This is a genomic window from Anaerocolumna sp. (assembly GCF_032079385.1).
Classification (GTDB): domain Bacteria; phylum Bacillota; class Clostridia; order Lachnospirales; family Lachnospiraceae; genus Anaerocolumna.
Genome location: NZ_DAMAUC010000030.1, coordinates 1 through 22,946, shown reverse-complemented (window position 1 = coordinate 22,946; position 22,946 = coordinate 1). Strand labels below are relative to the sequence as shown.

General features: G+C 35.0%; 21 protein-coding genes. 4 read left to right on the top strand and 17 right to left on the bottom strand.

Going from position 1 to position 22,946, the window contains the following annotated elements; genetic code table 11:
* Nucleotides 1-24 precede the first annotated feature (24 nt).
* The 3 genes from spoIIIAC to spoIIIAA form a co-directional block, all read right to left on the bottom strand.
* On the bottom strand, nt 25-219 hold the full coding sequence (spoIIIAC, locus tag RT261_RS18165) for a stage III sporulation protein AC (protein ID WP_313134521.1): 195 nt from the start codon (nt 217-219) through the stop codon (nt 25-27).
* Between the two features lie 41 nt (nt 220-260).
* On the bottom strand, nt 261-785 hold the full coding sequence (locus tag RT261_RS18160) for a stage III sporulation protein AB (RefSeq protein ID WP_313134520.1): 525 nt from the start codon (nt 783-785) through the stop codon (nt 261-263).
* Nucleotides 786-853: 68 nt separating this feature from the next.
* Complete coding sequence (spoIIIAA, locus tag RT261_RS18155; protein ID WP_313134519.1) at nt 854-1,810, bottom strand: stage III sporulation protein AA; 957 nt, start codon at nt 1,808-1,810, stop codon at nt 854-856.
* A gap of 232 nt (nt 1,811-2,042) precedes the next feature.
* Here spoIIIAA and RT261_RS18150 point away from each other — a divergent pair, with 232 nt between their 5' ends.
* A complete protein-coding gene (locus RT261_RS18150) occupies nt 2,043-2,819 on the top strand; it encodes a shikimate dehydrogenase family protein (protein WP_313134518.1) in 777 nt (258 codons plus the stop codon).
* Between the two features lie 166 nt (nt 2,820-2,985).
* On the opposite strand, the gene RT261_RS18145 is transcribed toward RT261_RS18150, so the two are convergent.
* From RT261_RS18145 to leuB, 6 genes are all read right to left on the bottom strand, one after another.
* Nucleotides 2,986-3,927: a 2-hydroxyacid dehydrogenase gene (locus RT261_RS18145; protein WP_313134517.1), complete on the bottom strand. Its 942-nt coding sequence runs from the start codon at nt 3,925-3,927 to the stop codon at nt 2,986-2,988.
* Between the two features lie 47 nt (nt 3,928-3,974).
* Nucleotides 3,975-5,573: an MBL fold metallo-hydrolase gene (locus RT261_RS18140; protein ID WP_313134516.1), complete on the bottom strand. Its 1,599-nt coding sequence runs from the start codon at nt 5,571-5,573 to the stop codon at nt 3,975-3,977.
* Between the two features lie 131 nt (nt 5,574-5,704).
* On the bottom strand, nt 5,705-6,577 hold the full coding sequence (locus RT261_RS18135) for a DegV family protein (RefSeq protein WP_313134515.1): 873 nt from the start codon (nt 6,575-6,577) through the stop codon (nt 5,705-5,707).
* Between the two features lie 248 nt (nt 6,578-6,825).
* Nucleotides 6,826-7,308 (bottom strand): 3-isopropylmalate dehydratase small subunit, encoded by a 483-nt coding sequence (gene leuD, locus RT261_RS18130; RefSeq protein ID WP_313134514.1) that lies wholly within the window; start codon nt 7,306-7,308, stop codon nt 6,826-6,828.
* 147 nt (nt 7,309-7,455) lie between these two features.
* Nucleotides 7,456-8,721, bottom strand: coding sequence for a 3-isopropylmalate dehydratase large subunit (gene leuC / locus RT261_RS18125; protein ID WP_313134513.1), 1,266 nt, complete (start codon nt 8,719-8,721; stop codon nt 7,456-7,458).
* A gap of 70 nt (nt 8,722-8,791) precedes the next feature.
* Nucleotides 8,792-9,874, bottom strand: a complete 1,083-nt coding sequence (gene leuB, locus RT261_RS18120) for a 3-isopropylmalate dehydrogenase (RefSeq protein WP_313134512.1) — start codon at nt 9,872-9,874, stop codon at nt 8,792-8,794.
* Between the two features lie 224 nt (nt 9,875-10,098).
* Between leuB and RT261_RS18115 the strand changes: the two genes are divergently transcribed.
* Nucleotides 10,099-11,031: a LysR family transcriptional regulator gene (locus tag RT261_RS18115; RefSeq protein WP_313134511.1), complete on the top strand. Its 933-nt coding sequence runs from the start codon at nt 10,099-10,101 to the stop codon at nt 11,029-11,031.
* A 1-nt stretch (nt 11,032) separates the two neighbouring features.
* On the opposite strand, the gene RT261_RS18110 is transcribed toward RT261_RS18115, so the two are convergent.
* Entirely contained in the window at nt 11,033-11,692 is a 660-nt protein-coding gene (locus RT261_RS18110; protein ID WP_313134510.1) for an HD domain-containing protein, read from the bottom strand.
* 36 nt (nt 11,693-11,728) lie between these two features.
* A complete protein-coding gene (gene mutY, locus RT261_RS18105; protein ID WP_313134508.1) occupies nt 11,729-12,832 on the bottom strand; it encodes an A/G-specific adenine glycosylase in 1,104 nt (367 codons plus the stop codon).
* A 191-nt stretch (nt 12,833-13,023) separates the two neighbouring features.
* Here mutY and RT261_RS18100 point away from each other — a divergent pair, with 191 nt between their 5' ends.
* Nucleotides 13,024-14,319, top strand: a complete 1,296-nt coding sequence (locus tag RT261_RS18100) for an amidohydrolase family protein (RefSeq protein ID WP_313134507.1) — start codon at nt 13,024-13,026, stop codon at nt 14,317-14,319.
* A gap of 301 nt (nt 14,320-14,620) precedes the next feature.
* Here the strand turns inward: RT261_RS18100 and ilvC are convergent, their stop codons facing one another.
* The 6 genes from ilvC to pheA form a co-directional block, all read right to left on the bottom strand.
* Nucleotides 14,621-15,631 (bottom strand): ketol-acid reductoisomerase, encoded by a 1,011-nt coding sequence (gene ilvC / locus RT261_RS18095; RefSeq protein WP_313134506.1) that lies wholly within the window; start codon nt 15,629-15,631, stop codon nt 14,621-14,623.
* A 283-nt stretch (nt 15,632-15,914) separates the two neighbouring features.
* Complete coding sequence (ilvN, locus tag RT261_RS18090) at nt 15,915-16,421, bottom strand: acetolactate synthase small subunit (RefSeq protein WP_313134505.1); 507 nt, start codon at nt 16,419-16,421, stop codon at nt 15,915-15,917.
* 395 nt (nt 16,422-16,816) lie between these two features.
* Entirely contained in the window at nt 16,817-17,776 is a 960-nt protein-coding gene (locus tag RT261_RS18085) for a glycosyltransferase family 2 protein (RefSeq protein ID WP_313134504.1), read from the bottom strand.
* 32 nt (nt 17,777-17,808) lie between these two features.
* The gene (locus RT261_RS18080) at nt 17,809-18,804 is read right to left on the bottom strand and encodes a glycosyltransferase (RefSeq protein ID WP_313134503.1); all 996 of its coding nucleotides are present in this window, start codon (nt 18,802-18,804) and stop codon (nt 17,809-17,811) included.
* A gap of 273 nt (nt 18,805-19,077) precedes the next feature.
* On the bottom strand, nt 19,078-20,595 hold the full coding sequence (locus RT261_RS18075) for a S1C family serine protease (RefSeq protein WP_313134502.1): 1,518 nt from the start codon (nt 20,593-20,595) through the stop codon (nt 19,078-19,080).
* Between the two features lie 118 nt (nt 20,596-20,713).
* Nucleotides 20,714-21,850, bottom strand: a complete 1,137-nt coding sequence (gene pheA / locus RT261_RS18070; RefSeq protein ID WP_313134501.1) for a prephenate dehydratase — start codon at nt 21,848-21,850, stop codon at nt 20,714-20,716.
* Nucleotides 21,851-22,154: 304 nt separating this feature from the next.
* Here pheA and RT261_RS18065 point away from each other — a divergent pair.
* Nucleotides 22,155-22,946: DUF5050 domain-containing protein (locus RT261_RS18065; protein WP_313134500.1), on the top strand; the 792-nt coding region annotated here is incomplete at its 3' end.

Here is a 22,946-nt window from a genome sequence, read left to right as displayed (position 1 = left end):
ACTTTATATAGCACAAATCTCTCTTTATAATGCAAATAATCTTTTGATTATTTCAAACAAATCAAATATGTATGGCACAATCCAAAACAATACTAAAAGTAATCCTGCCAGATTTACCAAATATGCCTGCTCGTCTCTACCGGATTGCTTTAGTATCTGATTAAGTACGGAAACCAAAATACCTACTGCCGCAATCCTAAATATCAGGTTGATATTCATGTCATCCTCCTTGCGTATGCCTTTTTCTCAATTATCATCAATCATAACATCACTATGATGATAAAGATTCCTCCCATAATGCCTAAGGAATTATATAAATAAGATTTTTGCTTTACAGTTTGGGATAAATCATTAATCTCTTCTTCTAATTGTGATATGTACAGATCCAAGGTATTTATCTGCATATCCTTGTCTAAATAGCCAAGGTTTTCACCAAATTGACTAAGGCCAGTCAAATCTTTTTTACTTAGGGAAGTGTTTTCCAGCTCTTTTTCTACTGCTTCCTTCCATATATCACAAAAGGACACTCCACCCAATTCAAAAAGCCGATTTGCAATAACCGTTAAGAACTGCTTAAACTTACCGCTATGACGATTCGATAAGGCTTGTACTGCTTCAGGCAATGGTGTATTAGCATATCGTATATCACCCCGCAAGAGGAATAGAAGCTTTTTTAGTTCTTTCAAATCACTGATTCTGTTTTTTAATTCACCGCTAAAATACCAACCCATTCCGGTTGAAGATGTGATGATTAATATGCAACCTATTATTTTTAAAAATCCCATGACAACTCCCATCTGCGTGATTTAGCACGCTTATAAATCAAAGTGAACCTAATCTCTCTTTCGATACATTAGCACCTATCACTAATTTTATTTCCCTCTGCATCATAGACATCTTCTAAATGTCCCACACCTTTTGCATTGCTTAATAAAATATATCTTTCAAAAAGCTTTTCCTCCACTAATTTTCCAAGTATCGGCTTACTTTTTATATCTTCTATGGAATTACCATGAACCGTGGCAATTAATTTGCATCCGCAATTCATTACATACTCTATAGCATCAATATCTTCACCGGAACCCACTTCATCAACGGCAATCACCCTTGGAGACATAGACCTTATTAACATGAGCATACCTTTTGCTTTGGGACAACAATCCAATACATCTGTCCGAATTCCTAAGTCATTCTGGGGAATTCCCATATAGCAGGCACCTATTTCAGACCTTTCATCCACTACTCCCACTGTCATTCCCGGTCTCTTTCCGTTACCGTTAGATAATTGACGGATTACATCCCGTAAAAGAGTGGTTTTCCCGCAGCGGGGCGGCGAAATAATTAAAGTATGGTAACAGTTATTATATTCATCTATGAGATAGGGCAGAACTTTATCACCGCAGCCTTTTATCTGATGGGATAACCGTATATTAATAAAGGATATATGCTTTATACTCTTAATTTTATTGTCATCCAATACAGCCTTGCCAACGATTCCTACTCTATGTCCCCCAGTAATAGTTATAAAACCTTGTCTGATTTCTTCTTCAAAAGCATACAAAGAAAAATTACTGATATATTCCATTGTTTCCCGGATTTCATTTTTCAAGATAATACAAGCATTTTTATCGTTTTCTACCATCTGGGACTCAGCGGTAATAAAATATTCCTTATTATCATAGATTACAATCAAGGGTCCATTTACTCGAAGTCTGATTTCCTGCAGCTTATCGTAATCAAATTCCACCTTCGAGAGTATGGTTCTAAGCTTTAAGGAAAAGATTTTTAACAGCTCGTCTTTTTTATTCATCTCATCTCCCCTCCTTAGAACAATATATGTCCACCTAAAGAAAATATTCTAAAAAAATGTGAGAAAAAAAGTCTGTTTAAATTACCTTTTAAACCCAAAGCAGAAAAATCATAGACAATATAATAGCGCTCTTCAAAATTCTTTGACAACATAAGGCTTGTAAAACTCACTGAATTATATTATTCTAGTTAGTAATGAAAATTTATGCTTGATGTATTTTTAGGAGGGAATTATGGAATACGGATTAATCGGAGAAAAATTGGGACATAGTTATTCAAAAATTATCCATGAAAAACTGGCAGATTATAAATACGACTTAACGCCTTTAACAAAAGAAGAATTCCCATTATTTATGGAGAAAAGAGAGTTCAAAGCAATCAATGTAACCATACCTTATAAAGAAAAAGTGCTTCCTTATTTAGATGAAATGGACAATAACGCAAAACAGATTGGTGCTGTTAATACTATTGTAAATACCAACGGCAAACTAATAGGACACAATACGGACTTTTCCGGTTTCCTATATGTGATACAAAATAATGGAGTTGAAATTAAGAACAAAAAAGTGCTTGTATTAGGAAATGGCGGCGCTTCCAAAGCGGTGGTTGCTGTTTTAAAATTCCTAAAAGCAAAAGAAATCATTCTGGCTGGCAGAACTCTCCGTGAAAATACCATAACTTTTGCAGAATGTTATGAAAAACATTTTGATGGGCAGGTTGTCGTTAATGCCACTCCTGTCGGTATGTACCCTAATGTAAACGAATCTCCCATTGACTTAAGTAAATTTACAAATTGTAAGGCAGTTCTTGACTTAATCTACAATCCCTTAAAGACAAAGCTGCTTCTTCAGGCAGAAGCCTTGGGAATGAAGGCAGTTAATGGTTTAGAAATGCTAGTTGCACAGGCAAAATATGCAGTGGAGTACTTTCTTGGAAATGAAATTGAAGATGTTAGAATTAAAGAAGTTACCAATGAAATTTATGATTTTGGTGTTGGTAAACATCGTTGAAAAGAAGATGTTTACAAAAATGCCATTCTGACAGCAGTTTAGCTAGAAGAACTCACCGTTCAAATGAGTTTTTCCGCCTTCAAGGCTCAGAATGACATTTTCTTAATTTTTTATTTAGTTTCAGTCTAATAAGTACCTGCGATTTAAAGGTTCCGGATGACTTTATTTACATTACATTTTGAGGTTTATTTTCCATCCATTTTACAATGTTATCAAATACTATAACCGCTCTCTTTACAAGGGCTTCCTTCGTAGCAAATCCTATATGGGGAGCTACTACTGTATTTGGAGTCTGGAATAAAGGATGGTCTTTTCCAATTGGAGGCTCTTTTTCGAATACATCGATTCCCGCTCCTGCGATTTTACCTGAATTCAAAGCATCCGCAAGTGCATTGCTGTCTACAATTGGCCCTCTTGCCGTATTAATCAGGATGGCGTTCTCCTTCATTAAGGCAATATTTTCTGCATGAATTAACCCTTTTGTAGATTCATTTAACGGAGTGTGAATGGATACAATATCACAGGTTGATAGCAGCGTGTTTAAATCTGTATAAGTAATTCCCGATACTTCTTTTTTGGTTCTGCTATAAGCATATACTTCACATCCAAATGCCTTGGCAATGTTAGCTACTCTCATACCGATGGTACCGGTACCAACTACACCAAATTTCTTTCCTTCCAGTTCGAAACCAATAAGGCCGTCTTTGGTGCCTTCTTCTCTGGTTACTTTATTACATGGAATGATATTACGATAAAGGGCAATAATCATTCCGAATACCAAGTCTGCTACTGCAGCTGTAGAATATCCTGCGCAGTTACATACCATAACTCCATTCTGTTTGCAGGTGTCCATTGCTATATGATCAACACCGGTAAATGCAACGGATAATAATTTTAAATTCTTGCATCCATTAATAACTTCTCCATTTAAGGGAAGATTGGATACAGCAATTATGTCCGCATCTTTTCCTCTTTCAATTAAAGTTTCCGTATCTGTCACCTTGGTATCATAATAAACTACTTCTATTTTATCTCCTAAGGCTTCTGTTGCCAAAGATAATAATTTTTCTTTATCCACTCCAAGCGGCTCAATAATAACTAGTTTCATCTTTATGTCCTCCATAATTTTATGCGAAAAAGCTTCGCCTATTTTTATTATCTATCCCATTTATCACATAATGCTTCAATTTGACTGGTGAATTTGGCTAAATCTTTATTGGCACCGCCTTCATTATGCTGTATGACAACCATCAGTCTTCTTCCCGCATTAACTAATCGTTCAAAAACAGTAAAACCTTTCTTTTGTTTTGGCTTAGCTTGAACTTCTACCATTTTTCCTTCTTCTATCCATAAATTGTTCTTTAAATCAAAGATGGCACCACTATAAGGAGCATCTGCATTCAGATCCAGTTCCTCTCTCAAAGTGTTGGTAAATAAATCTGTTACATCACTTTCTCCATGAACTACAAATACTTTCTCCGGTTTCTTTTCATAACTTCTTATCCATTTTAACAAACCTTCCCGGTCTGCGTGACCGCTTACACCGGATAGCTTACGGATCTGGGCATTTATCTGCACAGTTTCTCCAAATAGTTTTACTTCCGTTGCTCCATCCAGTATAGTCCTTCCTAAAGTACCGTTAGCCTGATAACCTACAAACAAAACTGTGCTTTCTTCTCTCCACAAATTATGTTTTAAATGATGGCGGATTCTGCCTGCCTCACACATACCACTTGCAGATATAATAACTTTAGGTTCTTCATCAAAGTTAATTGCTTTGGAATCATCACTGGTAATAGAGGTTCTTAATCCAGGGAAGGATATTGGTTTGATACCATGGCGGACAAGAGCCATAGCTTCCTTATCAAAATATCCATACATATTTTCATTGAATATCTGGGTCGCATCATTTGCTAAAGGACTATCCACATATACTTTAAAATTATCATGTCCTTTAATTAAATGTTCCGCTTTAATCTGTCTTATATAATATAGCAGCACCTGTGTTCTTCCAACCGCAAATGAAGGAATAACTAAATTCCCTCCCCGGTCAAAAGTAGTTTGAATAATTTCAGTTAATTCTTTTATATAATTAGGCCGTTCCTCATGATTTCGGTCACCATAAGTGGATTCCATAACGACATAGTCCGCTTCTTTTATATAACTTGGATCATTAATTAAAGGCTGATTTATATTGCCAATATCACCGGAAAATACAATTTTTTTAGTGACGCCCTCTTCTGTTATCCAAACTTCAATACTTGCAGAGCCGAGCAAATGTCCTACATCCACAAAGCGGAATTCAATACCTTCAAATAGTTTTATTCTTTCACCATAATGATGGGGTGCAAATAATTTTATGGTATTATAAGTATCTTCCATCGTATAGGAGGGTATGATTGGTTCCTCTCCGGTACGTTTTCTTTTTCGGTTCTTCCACTCTGTCTCAAATAATTGAATGTGGGTACTATCTTTAAGCATTATTTCACACAATTCACAAGTTGCTCCTGTAGCATGTATCTCTCCCCGAAACCCTTTTGCATAAAGCTGCGGCAAATTACCTGAATGATCAATGTGAGCATGGGTTAATAAAACAGCTTCCACTTCTGCTGCTGATATGGGAAGTTCCTCATTTTCATAAACATCTTTTCCCTGCTCCATACCACAGTCAATTAAAATATGTTTTCCACAAGCTTCTAAATAAAAACAACTTCCTGTAACCTCATGTGCAGCTCCTAAAAAAGTTAACTTCATAACTTATCCTCCTAGTATACATAATGTGCAGATTACAAGCACTGCCGGAAAGTATTTTCCAGTATCATTTTTGTATTATTATATAGCAAAATAGCATTCTTTGTACATTGCAAAAGAATGCTAAATATGTTTTATCTTTCTGTTCCAAAAAAGAACAAAGCAATGGTACCCGGACCTGAATGGGAACCGATTACCGGACCTATTGGATTAATAACAAAGTCCTTTACATTCATTCTTTCTTTAATAAGCTGTGCTAAGTATTCTGCATCCTCTATTGCATCACCGTGTCCGATAAAAATCGTCTGTTCTTCCGGATTCGTGCAAGTTTCAAGCATTCTGTCTGCTAAAGCAATCAACGATTTTTTACGTCCTCTTACTTTTTCTATAGGAATTAATCTACCTTCATTATCAACGTGAAGTACCGGCTTTACATTCAGTGCGGTTCCAATTGCAGCACTGATTGCGCTTACTCTTCCGCCTCGTTTCAGATGATTTAAATCATCCACGGTAAACCAGTGGCATAGTTTAAGAACATTCTCATTTAACCATTCATGTAACTCCTCAATGGACATACCTTCTTCTTTCTTTAATGCTGCACTATATACCAATAAACCTTCTCCGAGAGAAGCGCATCTTGAATCCACTGAAAAGATTTTTGATTCCGGATATTTTTCCTTTAACTCATCAATTGCTAAAAGAGAGGCATTATATGTTCCACTTAATCCAGAAGAAAAAGAGATATATAAAATATCACATCCGTCTTTTAGAATTGGCTCAAAGAAATCCATGAAAACTTCCGTGTTAACTAGGGAGGTAACTGACTTTCCACCTTTTCTTAAACTCTCATAGAATTCATGTATATCCAATTCTCTTTCATCTAAATAGTTATAATAACTTTTTCCATCTAGTTCAAATGCCATTGGAATTACTCGAATATCCAGGTCTTTTGCAATTTCATCCGGAAGATCAGTCGTTGTTTCTGTGACTATAACATAATTTCTCATAATTCACCTTTTTCATATTTATTTTGGGTTGTCCCAATAATTTGTTATAATAGATATTACCACTTATCTCCTTTTAATGCAACGTTTTCATATGCTATTTTTAAACTATAGTTATAGATTTATTTTCTTTACTGCACCTTTAACAAAATTAAAATCACGGATTTCCTTAACATAAAAAGAAAAACCATGAATTTTTGTATGCTTAATCCAATCTTCATACAAAAACCACAGTTTTTCCTCTCTATTTACTAATTATTTATATAATTGATTAAGCCCCCAGCCTCCATTAATTTTTGCATAAATTCCGGGAAAGGCTGACCTTGATACCTAGTTTCTTTTGTTATATTGTAAATCATTCCGTTATCAAAGTTAACTTCTACTTCATCCCCTGCTTCAATCCCTTTGGCAGCTTCCGGACATTCAATGATCGGAAGACCAATGTTGATTGCATTGCGATAAAAGATTCTTGCAAAGTTTTCAGCTATAACACAACTTACACCGGCAGTTTTAATTGCAAGGGGCGCATGTTCTCTTGAGGAACCGCAGCCAAAATTCTTATTTGCTACAATAATATCTCCTTTATTTAAACGGTTAACAAAATCAGGATCAATATCTATCATACATTTTTTAGCAAGTTCTTCCGGGTCTGAGGAATTTAAATATCTTGCAGGAATGATTACGTCTGTATCTACATTATCACCGTATTTATGTACTTTTCCATGTGCATTCATATATACTTATACTCCTTTCTGCGTGTTTTATTACGCATACAAATTATGACAACCTCCATTAAAGGTTTTTAGGCCTTTTTAATAACGACAGCAATTTTGTGCTCTGATACAAATTCCCGGTTGAAAAGCTGGTTTTCAACCTACTTCCTATAAGCCTAACTCACTTGGAGCTGATATTCTGCCGGTTACTGCACTTGCTGCCGCCACCGCTGGGCTTGCAAGATATACTTCGGATTCTACATGTCCCATGCGCCCTACAAAGTTTCGGTTGGTAGTAGCTACTGCTCTTTCACCTGCTGCTAAAATACCCATATGTCCTCCCAGACATGGCCCACAGGTAGGGGTACTTACCACAGCACCTGCTTTTATAAAGGTTGCAAGTAATCCTTCTTCCATAGCTTGAAGATAAATGGCCTGAGTAGCAGGAAAAACAATCACTCTCATTCCTTTTGCTACTTTTCTTCCCTCCAGCACTTTTGCCGCAGCTCTTAAATCTTCCATACGCCCATTGGTACAAGAACCAATAACAACCTGATCAACCTTAATATTCCCCACTTGGTCTATGGTTTTTGTATTCTCAGGAAGATGCGGAAAGGCTACAGTAGATTTTAAAGTACTTAAATCTATTACATATGACTTTTCGTATTCTGCATCTTCATCGGCTTCATAGATTTTATATTCTTTTGTGGAATGTTCTTTCATATATCCAATGGTTTTTTCATCTACCGGAAACATTCCATTTTTTGCGCCTGCTTCTATTGCCATATTGGCAATTGTGAATCTGTCGTCCATGGTTAAATTAGCGATTCCATCCCCTACAAACTCCATGGATTTATAAAGAGCCCCATCTACTCCAATCATACCAATAATATGTAATATAATGTCCTTACCGCTTATCCATTTGTTTGGTTTTCCTGTTAACACAAATTTTAATGCTCCCGGAACTTTAAACCATGCTTTGCCTGTAACCATACCTGCCGCCATGTCTGTACTTCCTACACCTGTAGAAAAAGCACCTAATGCACCATAAGTACAGGTATGAGAATCCGCGCCTATAACAACATCTCCCGCCACTACTAAACCTTTTTCTGGAAGTAATGCATGTTCAATTCCCATTTCACCGATTTCAAAATAATTTGTTATATCATATTCCATTGCAAATTCACGGAGGCATTTACAGTGTTCTGCTGATTTAATATCTTTATTTGGTGTAAAGTGGTCCGGAACCAAAGCAATCTTATCTTTATCAAATACACCTTTTTTATTCATTTTCTCCATTTCATGAATGGCTACCGGTGATGTTATGTCATTACCCAATACCAAGTCTAAATCGGCTTCAATCAGCTGACCTGCCGTTACTTTATTCAGACCTGCATGAGCAGCTAATATCTTTTGTGTCATTGTCATTCCCATATGAATATCCTCCTAACTATGATTTTTAACCTGCTTTACATGATTTTATATCCTCTTACATGCAATATTATTATATTTCAGCAATAATGGAATCGCCCATTTCTTTTGTTCCCACCAATCTTTTTCCTTCTGACATAATATCTATAGTGCGGTAACCTTTTTCTAATACTGTTTTTACAGCTGTCTGAATTTTATCTGCTTCTGCTTCCAGATCAAAAGAATAACGAAGCATCATAGCTGCGGAAAGAATAGTTGCAATAGGATTTGCTTTATTCTGTCCTGCAATATCCGGAGCAGAACCATGGCTGGGCTCATATAGACCAAGTTTTGTTTCACCTAAACTTGCAGAAGCCAGCATACCAATAGAACCAGTTACCATACTTGCCTCATCAGAAAGAATATCCCCAAACATGTTTTCCGTTAAAATAACATCAAATTGTTTTGGGTCTCTTACTATTTGCATAGCACAATTATCCACTAACATATGAGTAAGTTCCACTTCCGGATACCCTTTCGCTGTTTCTTCTACCACCTGCCTCCACAGTCTGGAGGAATCAAGCACATTTGCTTTATCCACACTGCACACTTTTTTATTCCGTTTCATTGCAACCTCCAAAGCTCGTTTTGCAATTCTTCTGATTTCATTTTCATCATAACTTAAAGTATCGAAAGCTTTTCGAATTCCATTCTCAGTTGTAGTGCTCCGTTCTCCAAAATATAAGCCTCCGGTTAATTCCCTTATTACCACAAAATCAAATCCCTCTCCAATGATTTCATCTTTTAGGGGACATGCTGTCTTAAGCTCATGAAAAAGAACAGCCGGTCTTATATTGGCGAACAGGCCTAAGCCTTTACGTATAGCAAGAAGTCCTGCTTCCGGTCTTAGACTTGGAGGAAAGCTATACCAATTAGACTGTCCAACATTGCCACCAACAGCACCAAGTAAAACAGAATCACTTTTCTTAGCTATGGCAAGAGCCTCTTCTGTCAGGGGTACTCCATAAGTATCTATGGATATACCACCCATTAAAACTTCGTTATAGTTAAAATGGTGACCATACTTATCCCCAATTCTATCCAATACTTTCTTTGCCTCTGTTATGATTTCCGGTCCGATTCCATCTCCTGGTATCACTGCTATATTATAATTCATATTAACCTCGATTCTTAGCTTCAGCCTCTTCTTTTCTATTGCTATTTTAACACAACTCCTGATATAATTAAAATACATATTAAGAATACTTAATATAACTTATATTTATATTATAACTACGAATATTTTAGTAATATATTTTAGAAATAATCAATATTTGTCGGCAAATCATTAATAAAGACTTATTCTTTTAAGCGAAATACAAAATAGAAAGGTAGATTACTATGGAGCAAAATTTATCCCAATATAAAATATTTAATACCGTAGCTGCTGTGGGAAATATTTCTCATGCAGCCAAAGAACTTTATATCAGCCAGCCTGCCATCAGTAAAGCTATCCGCCGGTTAGAATCGGATCTTGGAGTTACTTTATTCACCAGGACTTCAAGAGGTGTAAAATTAACAGAAGAAGGTGCACTTTTTTATGAATATACTAAATCCGCTTTTGATACTTTATCTCAAGGGGAAGAGAATATAAAAAGGATAACTCAGTTAGGCATAGGGCATCTTCGTATCGGTGTCAGCACTACTTTATGCAAATATATACTACTGCCTTTCCTAAAAGAATTTGTACTATCCTATCCTCACATAAAAATAACGATTGAATGTCAATCTACTTTTCAAACCTTGGATTTATTGCAGAACAAAAAAATAGACATTGGGCTTATTGGCAAACCGGAAAACCGGAAAAATCTAGATTTTTATCCGGTTATGCAGATTGAAGATATATTTGTAACTACGCAGGCTTATTGGGAAAATTTAATGGTTCGAGAATTACCTGAAAAAGAAAAAGGAAGCAGGAAACCCACTTTGCTTTCTGCTTCTGTTTTTAAAAATGCCACTGTTATGTTGTTAGATGAAAAGAATATGACCCGTATCTTTATTGATAACTATTTTATTAAAAATCATATAGAAACCAATCAAATCCTGGAAGTCAGTAATATGGATTTACTAATTGAATTTGCAAAGATTGGGCTGGGTGTCTCCTGCGTTATAAAAGAATTTGTTGAAACAGAACTAAAGAATGGTTCTTTAGTTGAGATACCACTAAAAGTTCCTTTGGTAAAAAGAGAAGTTGGCTTCGCTTATTCCAATAATAACTACCTTTCTGATTCAGCCCAGAAGTTTATAAACTTCTATCAGCAATTCAAATTGTAAATTATAATATTTTCTGTCCATTAATAACTAACCTAAATATTAAATTTAGCTTTCCTGCAGCTTTTTTGCATAATAACATACGGGTAAGAAAAATTTCAAAATACTCCATTACCGGACAGACCTCGGTATCTATGGTAAGTTCCAGACTTATCATGGTTTTTTCCTCATTAATAGTGGTTTTTGCTTCTTTTACAGAATAATTAACCCTATCGTGAATATCAAAATTAGACAGATCCCGATTTCTGACTCTGGTATAACGTACGTCCGTTTTATCTGCCAAAATTAATGCGGCAGCTACTTCATTAACCGGAAATGCCGTATCTTCATCATGATTTCCAATAGCCGATATAATCGTTGCGATATCTTCCGGGTCTGCCCCAATATTATCTAACAGACGAAAAGCCATAACAGCTCCGCTTTGTGCATGATTCACACGATTTACCACATTACCGATATCATGCATGTAGCCTGCAATTTGGGCCAATTCAATTTGATGTTTGGGATAGTCTAAGGTAGCTAGTATATACCTTGCTTTTTCTGCTACCATTCCTACATGGGCAAAACTATGCTCGGTATAACCAAGGGCTGCCAAAGCTTCATCTGCCTTACGTATATAAGTTTTAATTTGTTCATTACTTTTTATTTCTTTAAAGGTAACCATTTCTGTCTCCTTGTTTTTACATTAGATTCCTATGGATTATATTATAAACTTTTTATATATTTCAAATGCTGAAGGTAATGTAAATTCTTTGTTAATTCTTTCTCTACTGACCCATATACAATCAGTATTAACCGTTTCATATCCATTATATTCTGCAACGTAATCAGAATTACAGATTATATTCTGCTGAGGAATTTCACTAAATTTAATATGATATCCTACCATATGCCATTCAATATGAGAAAATATATGTTTCCCTTCACCTAAAGGTTGTATTGTAAAATTCCGATATCCTTCTCCATGCAATATTTCTTCCAAAGCCATGGAAGATATTTTTCCTTCTATCCCTGGCAGTTCCCATAGCCTTGCTAATAAACCTTTGCTATCTCTTTTTCGAATCGCATAACGGCTGTCAAATTCCATTAATAGAATAGTTCTGTCTTCTATCTTTCTTGGCTTTTTCTCAGGCTTTACCGGAATCATCATTTGGGTTCCTTTAGAAAATGCCATACATAAATGCATAAGGGGACATTTATCACAGAGGGGCTTTCCATTGGGAATACACACAGTTGCTCCCAAATCCATTAATGATTGATTAAAATCCCCCGGCCTTTCTTTGGGAATAATCTCCCTTAAATCATTTTCCATTTGCTTTTTCACTGCTGCTTTGGTTATATCATCGAAGCTTCCTGCTACTCGTTTCATAACCCGCAGTACATTGCCATCCACTGCCGGTTCGGGAATCTGAAAAGAGATAGAAGCAATTGCTCCAGCCGTATAGGAACCAATTCCCGGTAACTGAAGCAGCTTATTATAATCTGCCGGCATTTGACCATTATATTCTTCTACTACAATCTTGGCTGCTTTTTGAAGATTTCTTACTCTGTTATAATACCCCAGACCTTCCCACAATTTAAGCAGCCTTTCTTCTTCACAGTCTGCCAGTTCTTTTATGGAAGTCAGTGTAGTGATAAACCGTTCAAAATAAACCTTAACTGCCTCAACTCTGGTTTGCTGTAGCATAATTTCTGAAACCCAGACATAATAAGGTTTTGGATTTTCCCGCCAGGGCAGAAATCTTTTATTTAAATCATACCAATCTAATAAATACTCTACTGTTTCTGAATAATCATAATTCATTTTTACACCTTTCTAATATATCAAAACATAAATCATAGTCTTGTACCATTATATATGATTTTATTTAGATTAGAAAGCCTCTATTCTCATTTCGTCCTTCGACTTTTCTTGATTATATCGTCCCAAAATAGTATAATATATTACTGGGATGGTAAAGAATTTCTATATTATTAGATATTGGAGGGCTTCATATGATTAAAATTTTTAAAGGTAATTTTGTTTTTACAAAAGAAATGGATCGTTTTGAAGTATATGAGAATGGATATGTAGTGGTTGAGAATGGTAAAATTAAATTGCTTACAAAAGAGTTGCCGGAAATGTATCAAAACACTGCTGTTGAGGACATGGGGGATCAGTTGATTATTCCCGGTTTCGTTGATCTTCATGTACATGCTCCGCAATGGCTTAACACCGGAATTGGTTATAGCAAAGAACTTCTTCCATGGTTAAATGAATATACTTTTCCTTTAGAAAGCGAGTTTGATCATGTAGAGTTTGCAAAGGAACATTATAAGAACTTTATACAAGATTTACAGGAGGCAGGTACCACAAGAGCTTGTATCTTCGCTACAAGACACAAAGATGCTACCTCTCTTTTAATTCAGTTGCTAAAAGAATCCGGTTTGGGTGCTTATGTTGGAAAAGTAAATATGGACCGTAATTCTTCTCCAAGACTGCAGGAAACTACAGAACAATCTATTCAGGAAACCATAGAACTGCTGGAAGAAGCTCCAACGTTATATGAAGCTTCACTTAAGGATGATTCTACTGAAACACCATTGGTTCAATATATGTTGACTCCACGTTTTGTACCTAGTACTACTTCTGCCTTAATGAAGGCCTTAGGTGAGATAGCTGAAAAATATAACGTACCAATTCAATCCCATCTATGTGAAAACCGTTCCGAAGTAGCATGGGTAAAAGAACTGCATCCTGATATTGATAGTTTTACAGAAGTTTACGATCACTTTGGACTTATTAGGCCTGGCAGAACAATTATGGCACATTGTATCTATAATACAGATTCAGAAATAGAAATACTTAGGAAAAAGCAAGTATATGTAGCTCATTGTCCTCAATCAAACTTTAATTTAGCCAGCGGTATTATGCCTCTTAGAAAATACCTTAACCTGAATATACCTGTTGGACTTGGTTCAGATGTAGGGGGCGGACATGTTCTTGATATGTCCAGACACATTGTAGACTGTATTACAGCATCAAAAATGTATTTTGTAGATAATCCTGACTATGCTCCAATCAGTATCTCAGAAGCCTTTTATTTGGCTACAAAGGGTGGCGGAAGCTTCTTTGGCAAAGTGGGCAGTTTTGAAGAAGGCTACGATTTTGATGCTTTGGTTATAAACGACTCTTCTCTTAAAATGAATGGAACTCCTTCTTTGGTGGAACGTTTAGAGAAGTTCATCTATACCGGCTCAAGCCAGAATATTGCAAAAAGATATGTCAGAGGTGCAGAACTAAAAAGATAGCCTTTGAAATCAGATGTGGGTGGTCTCTTTCTAAAACCCACACTATTAATTTTCCTAAATAGTTTTGATACCAAGCTAATAAAGGTTCTATAATAAAATAAATGTTGAAAGTATGTTTTCCATACCCCAACATTTTTAACAAAGAGTTCTAATAAAATAGACCTTCGGGGATTATGAGTATGCCTCCGATAACTAATGGAAATTCTTATGAGAACTATAATTTCCACTAGTCATCATTGAGGAACATATATCCATATCCCCGAAGGTCTTATATAATTATATTAGATACGTTTTCTTATCTTTAATTGTTAATAAGCTTATCTTTATTTGTCCAACTCATCATTTTACGAAGTTCAGTACCCACTTTTTCCAACTGATGTTCTGACTCCTGTCTTCTCTTAGCTAAGAAGTTGGTACAGCCGATTTGATTTTCCAGTAACCAGTTACGGGCAAATACGCCTTCCTGAATATCTTTTAATACTTGTCTCATTGCATTCTTCGTATCTTCTGTGATAATCTTTGGTCCTGTAATATAATCACCATATTCGGCAGTATTGGAAATAGAGTATCTCATTCCTGCAAAGCCGCTTTCATTGATTAAATCAACGATTAATTTCATTTCATGGATACATTCAAAGTAAGCACTCTCCGGTTCATAACCTGCTTCTACCAATACTTCAAAACCGGTCTTCATTAATTGTGTAACGCCACCGCAAAGAACTGCCTGCTCCCCAAATAAATCCGTTTCAGTTTCTTCTCTAAATGTTGTTTGAAGTACACCTGCTCTTGCTCCACCAATTGCTAATGCATATGCTAAACCGATATCATGAGCTTTACCAGAAGCATCCTGATGAACAGCAATAAGGCAAGGAACACCTTGGCCTTCTATGTATTGGCTTCTTACCGTATGTCCGGGTCCTTTTGGAGCAATCATTATAACATCAACATCTGCCGGGGGAATGATTTGACCAAAATGAATAGAAAAACCATGGGCAAACATCAGTACATTTCCAGCTTCTAAATTGGGTTCGATAGATTCTTTATACAACTTAGCCTGTTTTTCATCGTTAATCAGAATCATGATAATATCCGCTTTTTTAGCAGCTTCTGCAGCTGTATATACTTGAAATCCTGCAGCTTCTGCTTTTTTCCATGAGCTGCTGCCTTCATAAAGACCAATAACCACATTTACTCCGGATTCTTTCGCATTTAATGCATGTGCATGTCCCTGGCTGCCATAACCAATGACAGCTACAGTCTTGCCTTCTAATAATGATAAGTTACAATCTTCCTGATAAAATATCTTCGCCATTTAAACTTCCTCCTAATAATAATTTTATATTTAATAAGTGTTAAACATATACAGTTAATCAATATGATTCTTTACCTGTTTAAACTATTAAAGTTAACGTATAAAAAATAAATCCTGCAATGGTTAGTAACTATATGTTTTTATGTGCTGGACAAATATATGTGTCCTATGGACATAATTGTTATAAACAATGAGAAACACGCTTTGCGAGTTTCTCACAGTCACGGACAGATTCAACTATGTAGGCAGAAAGCCCTCTTTTGCCCACCCTAGATTATCACTTTTAATCATCCAGGTACTCAGCAACATCTCCTGCTCCACGTGTAAGACCGGTTATACCCGTTCTTACAAGTTCTTTTATTGTAAAACCTTCTAATAGATTCAGAAAGCCATTTATTTTATTCTTATTACCTGTTAATTCTATCATAAGAGAATCCACTGCCACATCCACAATCTTTGCCCTGAATATATCAGCCACTGCAATAATAGCTTGCCTATCTTTCACATCAGCTGCGACTTTTACCAGAACAAGTTCTCTACACACTGATTCATCCGGTAATAACTCTCTGACTTCACGAACATCTTCTAATTTTAATAATTGATTGCGAATCTGTTCTAAGATTTGATCGTCACCATTTACCACAACAGTTATTCTGGAGTAGGTTGGATCTTCTGTTATACTACCTGTTAAACTATCTATATTATATCCTCTTCTACTGAACAGACCAGATACACGGGTAACTACACCTGCTGTATTATCCACCAGTATTGACAACACCATCTTTTTCATTGGGACCTCCCGAAAGTTTATTGCCAAATAAATTGTATACATTGTAACAATAGGAATAAAAAATGTCAATAATGAATATACGAATAATTTACTTCATTTTTATACTATTTTAGTTTAAACTAATTATTAAATTAGAAATTAATCTGTCTTTTTATATCTTAATTTTCATGCCTTTATTTTAGTATCTTTATTTTCATGCCTTTATTTCATGTCTTTATTTTCATGTCTTTATTTTCATGTCTTTATTTTCATATCTTTATTTTCATGCCTTTATTTTCATGCCTAGACTTTCATGCCTAGACTTTCATGCCTTTGTTTTAATACCTTAGTTTTAAGTATCTTTATTAATTTTAAAAATAGGCATGCCTATTTTATATAATTTTATACTTTGCATATTATATTATCAGTAATAACCCAATATTTCGAATTATTCCGGTTTTCAAATATCCTTTTTCCAAAATAAGTTTTCTTCTCATAAACCAGCTATTCTTTTTTATATAAGCAAAACCGTACACCAATTCTTTTTTATTACCGGTTAATTCCTTTTCGAAGATATTATAAAATTCCCGGGCTTGTCTTATGGTTATATCAAGTATTTCTTTTTGTTTATGAAGATTAATGAATCTATTCTTTACATAGGATAAAAAGCTTTGGTTTCCAACCACATTATTACCGTGCTGTCGGTAAAGCAAGGTTCCCTCTTTCAGATAAGTAATATGGCCAAAAGCAGATGCGATTAAAGCAATCCACCAATCATGGTATCTTGCATTCTTAGGAATCACATCTAATTTCTCAGTTAATGCTTCATTAAACATTACCGTACATCCGATTAATTTATTTTCCATCAACATATGGGCTAAATCCCTTTGGCCCGTATTCAAATTACTGGTTTTGTAAAAAGAGGATTGTTGAATATTAAGTTTCTCATCCACTACTATGGCATCTGTAAAAACTGCTACCGGTTTTTCACTGCCATATTTCTTTTCTGCTTTCTTCATCTGCTTTAGGGTTTTATGAATCTTCTCCCCCATCCATACATCATCCTGATCACAAAACATGTAATACTGACTGTGATTTTTTGCATCTTCATCCTGACGATTTTGCAGGGTTACAAACTTGACACCCTCTAAAAAATTACGTGTTACACCTTTATTCGTATTATTCCTATAATATCTTATTTTTTGAGGATACTGCTGTATATATTTTTCAATTATTAATTCTGTTTGATCTTTAGAACCATCATCAAAAATCCATAACACCCAGTTTTTAAAACTATTATGAAGTATGGATTCGATTTGATCTTTTATATATTTTTCACCATTGTAGGCAGCCATAATGATATTCACTTTATTCATGTGTATAACCCCTTCTTCTTTTTTACAGTATTTTACCAATAATGAGGATTCATACTTAACTTCTTTATTATGCTTTTAGGTATTCTTTCATAGTTTTTTCCTGCTAAATAGCCTAAGTATTTAAATCCGCTTTGAAAAATCAAGTCAGGAATTAAAATATACTTTTTCTCATCAGCCAAGTACTGTGCCGTTTGTTTTACCAGTTTTATTCCTTCACTTTCTGATTTTACTGAAGAAAATACTTCTTTATATTGCTGTTGGGAAACTGCTAAATCAAAGTTTCTCTTAAACTGCTGAATATAGGTATATTCATGGGAATGAACTACTTTTGCCTCTGCTACATACGCGATGAAATAGCCTGCCTGAATAATTGCGGCGGCCATTATCATATCTTCATTAAATATAGTTTTTGTTACAAAACCACCTAATTCTTCATATACTTCTTTGCGGTATGCGCTGCATACATTGGAACAAAAATAGGTCTTTATTCCAAGCCTTGGAAGATCCTCTTTGGATTTTATAGTGCCTTCTTCCGGATAGTTAAAAGTTCTGGTATATTTCTCAATCGTACCTGCATTTTTTCTTGGAAGCTGCCTTCCATAAGCCGCTGCAACCTGAGGGTTACGGAAAGATTCCAGTAAGTTCCTGATAAGATCTTTGTCCTCTGGCACGGCGTCCTGGGTCATAAACAGAATAATATCCGCATCAGAAAGATGGGCCCCATAATTTCTTGTACCACCATGATCAAAATCACTTTTATCAATAGGTACACATTGTATAAGACAAGAGGAATCATTAAGCTCCTGAACTAAGGATTTAATATCCTCCTCACTTTTTCTCAACTCTTCTGTTTGTTTTTCGGGATCATCCTCTATGGTTTGTAACAAATAAATCCGATTGGGTTTTACACTTTGTTTTATTATCCGTTCTAATAAATATTTAAACCTATGATCCGGTTTATATACCGGTATGATTACATCTACCGTTAAAGAAAGTATTCCCTCTTCTACTGCTGACTTTTCCATCATTACACCCACTCCCTTTTCTTCACTTTTGTAATACAGCTGCCTTTATAACTATAAAAAACGGTATTACAGTATCTGTTTTATATTTGTTCTTATATCTATTGCATATTTTGTTCTTATAACCATGCTTGTTTTATTCTTATATTCATGCATATCCCATCTAAAAACAGATCTGTTATTCTGTTTTTAGATGGGATATTCTCACATATAAAAGGTTGAAAGAACCACCTTATGGAATTCTTCTATTCTGTTTCTCTTTGAACCTTTATATAAAATTTACGGTCTATAACCAAATACAATGTCTAATACTTTTTCAACATATTTTCCATCTTCCAGACTCTTCACCGTGATAGTACCTTTAGAACCGGCTTTGGTATAAGTTAAAGTATCTTGTAAATCTTGACCGGAATCAATACTGATGTCATTAAGAGCAACAATAATATCTCCCGCTTTAATTCCTGCTTTTTCTGCAGCAGAGCCTTCCTTTACTTGGCTTACATAATAACCAACAGGCATCTCAAAGGCATGAGAGTAAACATCTGTAACATCTTCACCGGATACCCCAATATATGCTCTTTCTTTTTCCGTTAAGGTAGTACGGTTCATTAAGTTGTTAATAATAGGTATAGCATCCGATATTGGTATGGCATACCCAATACTTTCAACGGATTCATCTACATATTTTACAGAGTTAATACCAATTACTTCGCCTTTGGAATTTAACAATGCGCCACCGCTGTTTCCTGGGTTGATTGCTGCATCTGTCTGAATTAAGTCTAATTTTACACCTTCAATGTCTACTTCTCTATTTAATGCACTAATATATCCAACGGTTACAGATTGACCATAACCCAAAGCATTACCGATTGCTATAGCCATTTCTCCAAGTTTTGTATTGTCTGAATTACCTAATGTGGCAATCTTAATATTCTTTATAGTATCCTTTTCTAAGCTGTTAATATCAACGGATACCACTGCCAAATCTGAATTTGGTGCTGCTCCCTTCACTTTTGCAGAAGCTTTCGTTTTATCTGCAAAAACAATTTCCACTTTGGTAGCACCATCTATAACATGATTGTTAGTTGCAATCAATATTTCAGAATCATTCTGCCCAATAATAATACCGGAACCACTTCCAGGTATATCCTGGCTATATTGTCTGCCAAAGAAATCACTGGATACATTGGTTACAACAGAATTAATTGCTACAATAGAAGGCATTACATTTTCAACTACTTCGGATACATCACCGGTCACTTTACCTTTTGTGCTAGTTTCCACTGCGACCGTATCCCCATTGCTGCCTGCTTTACCTTCTGCACTTTCACTTGCAGTTATAGTTTCGCCAAAGGAAGAATTTCCAATACCTTTACCAAAATAATTATATGTCTGTAAGGAAGCTGCTCCCAGGGTACCTATAGCAAGTCCTGCTAATGCTACTGCACCAATCTTTTTTATGAATTTAGATTTCTTTTTTTCTTTAACGGGATGCTCTTCATAAAATTCTTTATTATTCTCATAAAAGTTTTCTTTTTCTTCATAGGAAACTTCTGCTCTATAAACATCTTCTGTTCCAGAAGCATTTTCTTTTCTAGAAGAATCTTCAATACTAAAAGAAGTCACTTTTTCTTCATAAGAATTTTCATGCACTGCTTCCGTATATGTTTGATTTAATTTTTCCAAATCTTGTTTATTTAATTGATAAACACTATCAGATTTGTTGTCCTGATTCTGAGATTGGGTATTGTTATTCTCGCCATTTTGAGATTCATAATTATTATGTTCATCGTTCATACAAATATCTCCTTTCAAACTAAAGCTATTCATTTCTCTATTGTTTATAACTAAAGTTTATCAAGAATTTATGTCTACTTTGTGATTTACCTTTGAAAAAATTATGAACCAACTTTATTTACACCATTTGGTAATTACCCAATATTCGGAATCCAATCGCTTCCTCCCGAATTCCTAGCAATGCATTTTTCACACTTGCTTCCTTAAGATTTCCTACAAAGTCAACAAAAAAACGATATTCAAAAGCATGACCTTCCAAAGGCCTGGACTCAATTTTTGTCATATTCAAATTGTTATATATAAAATGAGATAGCATATTATACAAGGATCCACTTTCATGAGGAAGTTCAAAACAAATGCTTATTTTATTTGCATTCTTTATAAATTCTTTTTTCTTTGTTACTATTATAAATCTTGTAGAATTCGTATTTTCATGATTAATGGATTCCTTCAAAACTTTTAAGTTATAGCATTTTGCTGCTCTTACACTTGCGATAGCACCCTGTGTCAGGTCCCGGTCCTCCAAGACTTTCTTGGCACTGTCTGAAGTACTGAGCCATTCAATGGGATTTAATTGAGGATGGTTTTCTAAGAATTTGGAACATTGCATAAGTGCCTGAGGATGTGAATAGACCTTCTTAATATCCTCCAGCTTCGCTTCCGATAATCCCAGTAATGCCTGCTGAACTTTTATTACATGTTCTCCTATTATATAATTATCATATTCTACCAAAAGATCATAAATATCAGTGATTCCGCCTGTTGAAGTATTTTCAATAGGGAGCACTCCATAATCTGCTTTGCCGTCTTTTATAATTTCCATAATTTCTTTAAAAGTAGGGGCATAAAAACTTACAATATCTCCGCCAAAGTATTCTTCCATTGCCTGCTCTGTATATGAGCCTTTTACTCCAAAGCAAACAACTTTCATTTTTTCTTCCCTATGTAAACTTTCTATTTCCTTTAAAGGAAGTTCCAGTTCACCGGCACTCATTAATCCATATTGATATTTTCGGCTCATAGACATAATTTGCGTAAATAATTCTGTAATACTATGCTTATTAAAATCATTGCTTGCCATGGCCTGTAAAACACGGAGTTTTTCATTTTCTCTTTCTTTATCCAATACCTTTTTCCCGGTTTTAATCTTGTAACTGGCTACGTCCGATGCAATTTTCATTCTCTCTTCGAATAAAGAAACTATTTGTTTATCTATTCTATCGATTTCACTTCTGCTCTGCTGCAAATCAATCATTTTAACCTCTATTCCGGTACTTTAGCACCATTTAATAACCACAGCAATTTGTGTTCCAGCACAAATTGCTCGGTTGAAAAAACTCGTTTTTTCAACCATTGTTCCTTTCTGTAGTTGAGCCTAATCTTTTTCACATTATAAATAACTATACCACTTTTTGCAACACTTATAAAGAATTCATTGCAATAAACTTTTTAAGGCTTTATAATAGGAATAGGATTTATTGCCTAATATTTCATATTGCTAGAAATTATTTAAGGCATGATTATCTAATGTTTTACTAATGATAGGAGGGGAATAGCATATGACTAAATTCAAGAAATTTGTTATACTTTTTCTTGTTTTACTCTTTGCTGCAATAGCAGTACTTTTGGGTTTAAACGCCTCAAGGACTACATTTAATAAAGAGAACATTTCAGGAAATACACCGGGTAATCTTTTCAATGGCGGGTTATTCAGCCAATTGGGCGATAAAGTATATTTTAGCAATTATAAAGACGACGGTGCCCTATATGTTATGGACTTAGAAGGAAATCATTTCGAAAAGTTATCCTCGGACAAGGCAGGACATATTAATGTTTTAGGAAGTTACATATATTACATACGCAACGGCAAAAGCAAAGACGCCGATACGAAAAATGCTCTTTCTTTTAACAATAACGGTATCGTACGAATTAATTTAAAAGGAAATAATATAAAAATACTGTACGATAATCCATGTACCTTTATGAACGTTCACGGTAATTACGTTTACTACCAGCATTATGATAAAGATGGATTAACCTTTTATTCGGTAAAAATAGATGGCAATGAAGAAAAGAAAATCTCAAACCAACCGATTATGCCAATATCTATTTGGGACAACATTCTTTATTACTCCAAAATAAAAACTACCAATTCCATCAGCAAAATGAACTTAAATGACGGTTCTACCAATACCCTTTACTCAGACGAGAATACCTATGCCCCTGTAGTAAATGGAAATTTTATTTATTTTATATCCATAACCGATAATTACAGTATTAAACGCATACATACGGAGGGAAATAATCCGGAAACTATTGTTAAAGATAGTTGTAGTACCTATAATATCTCC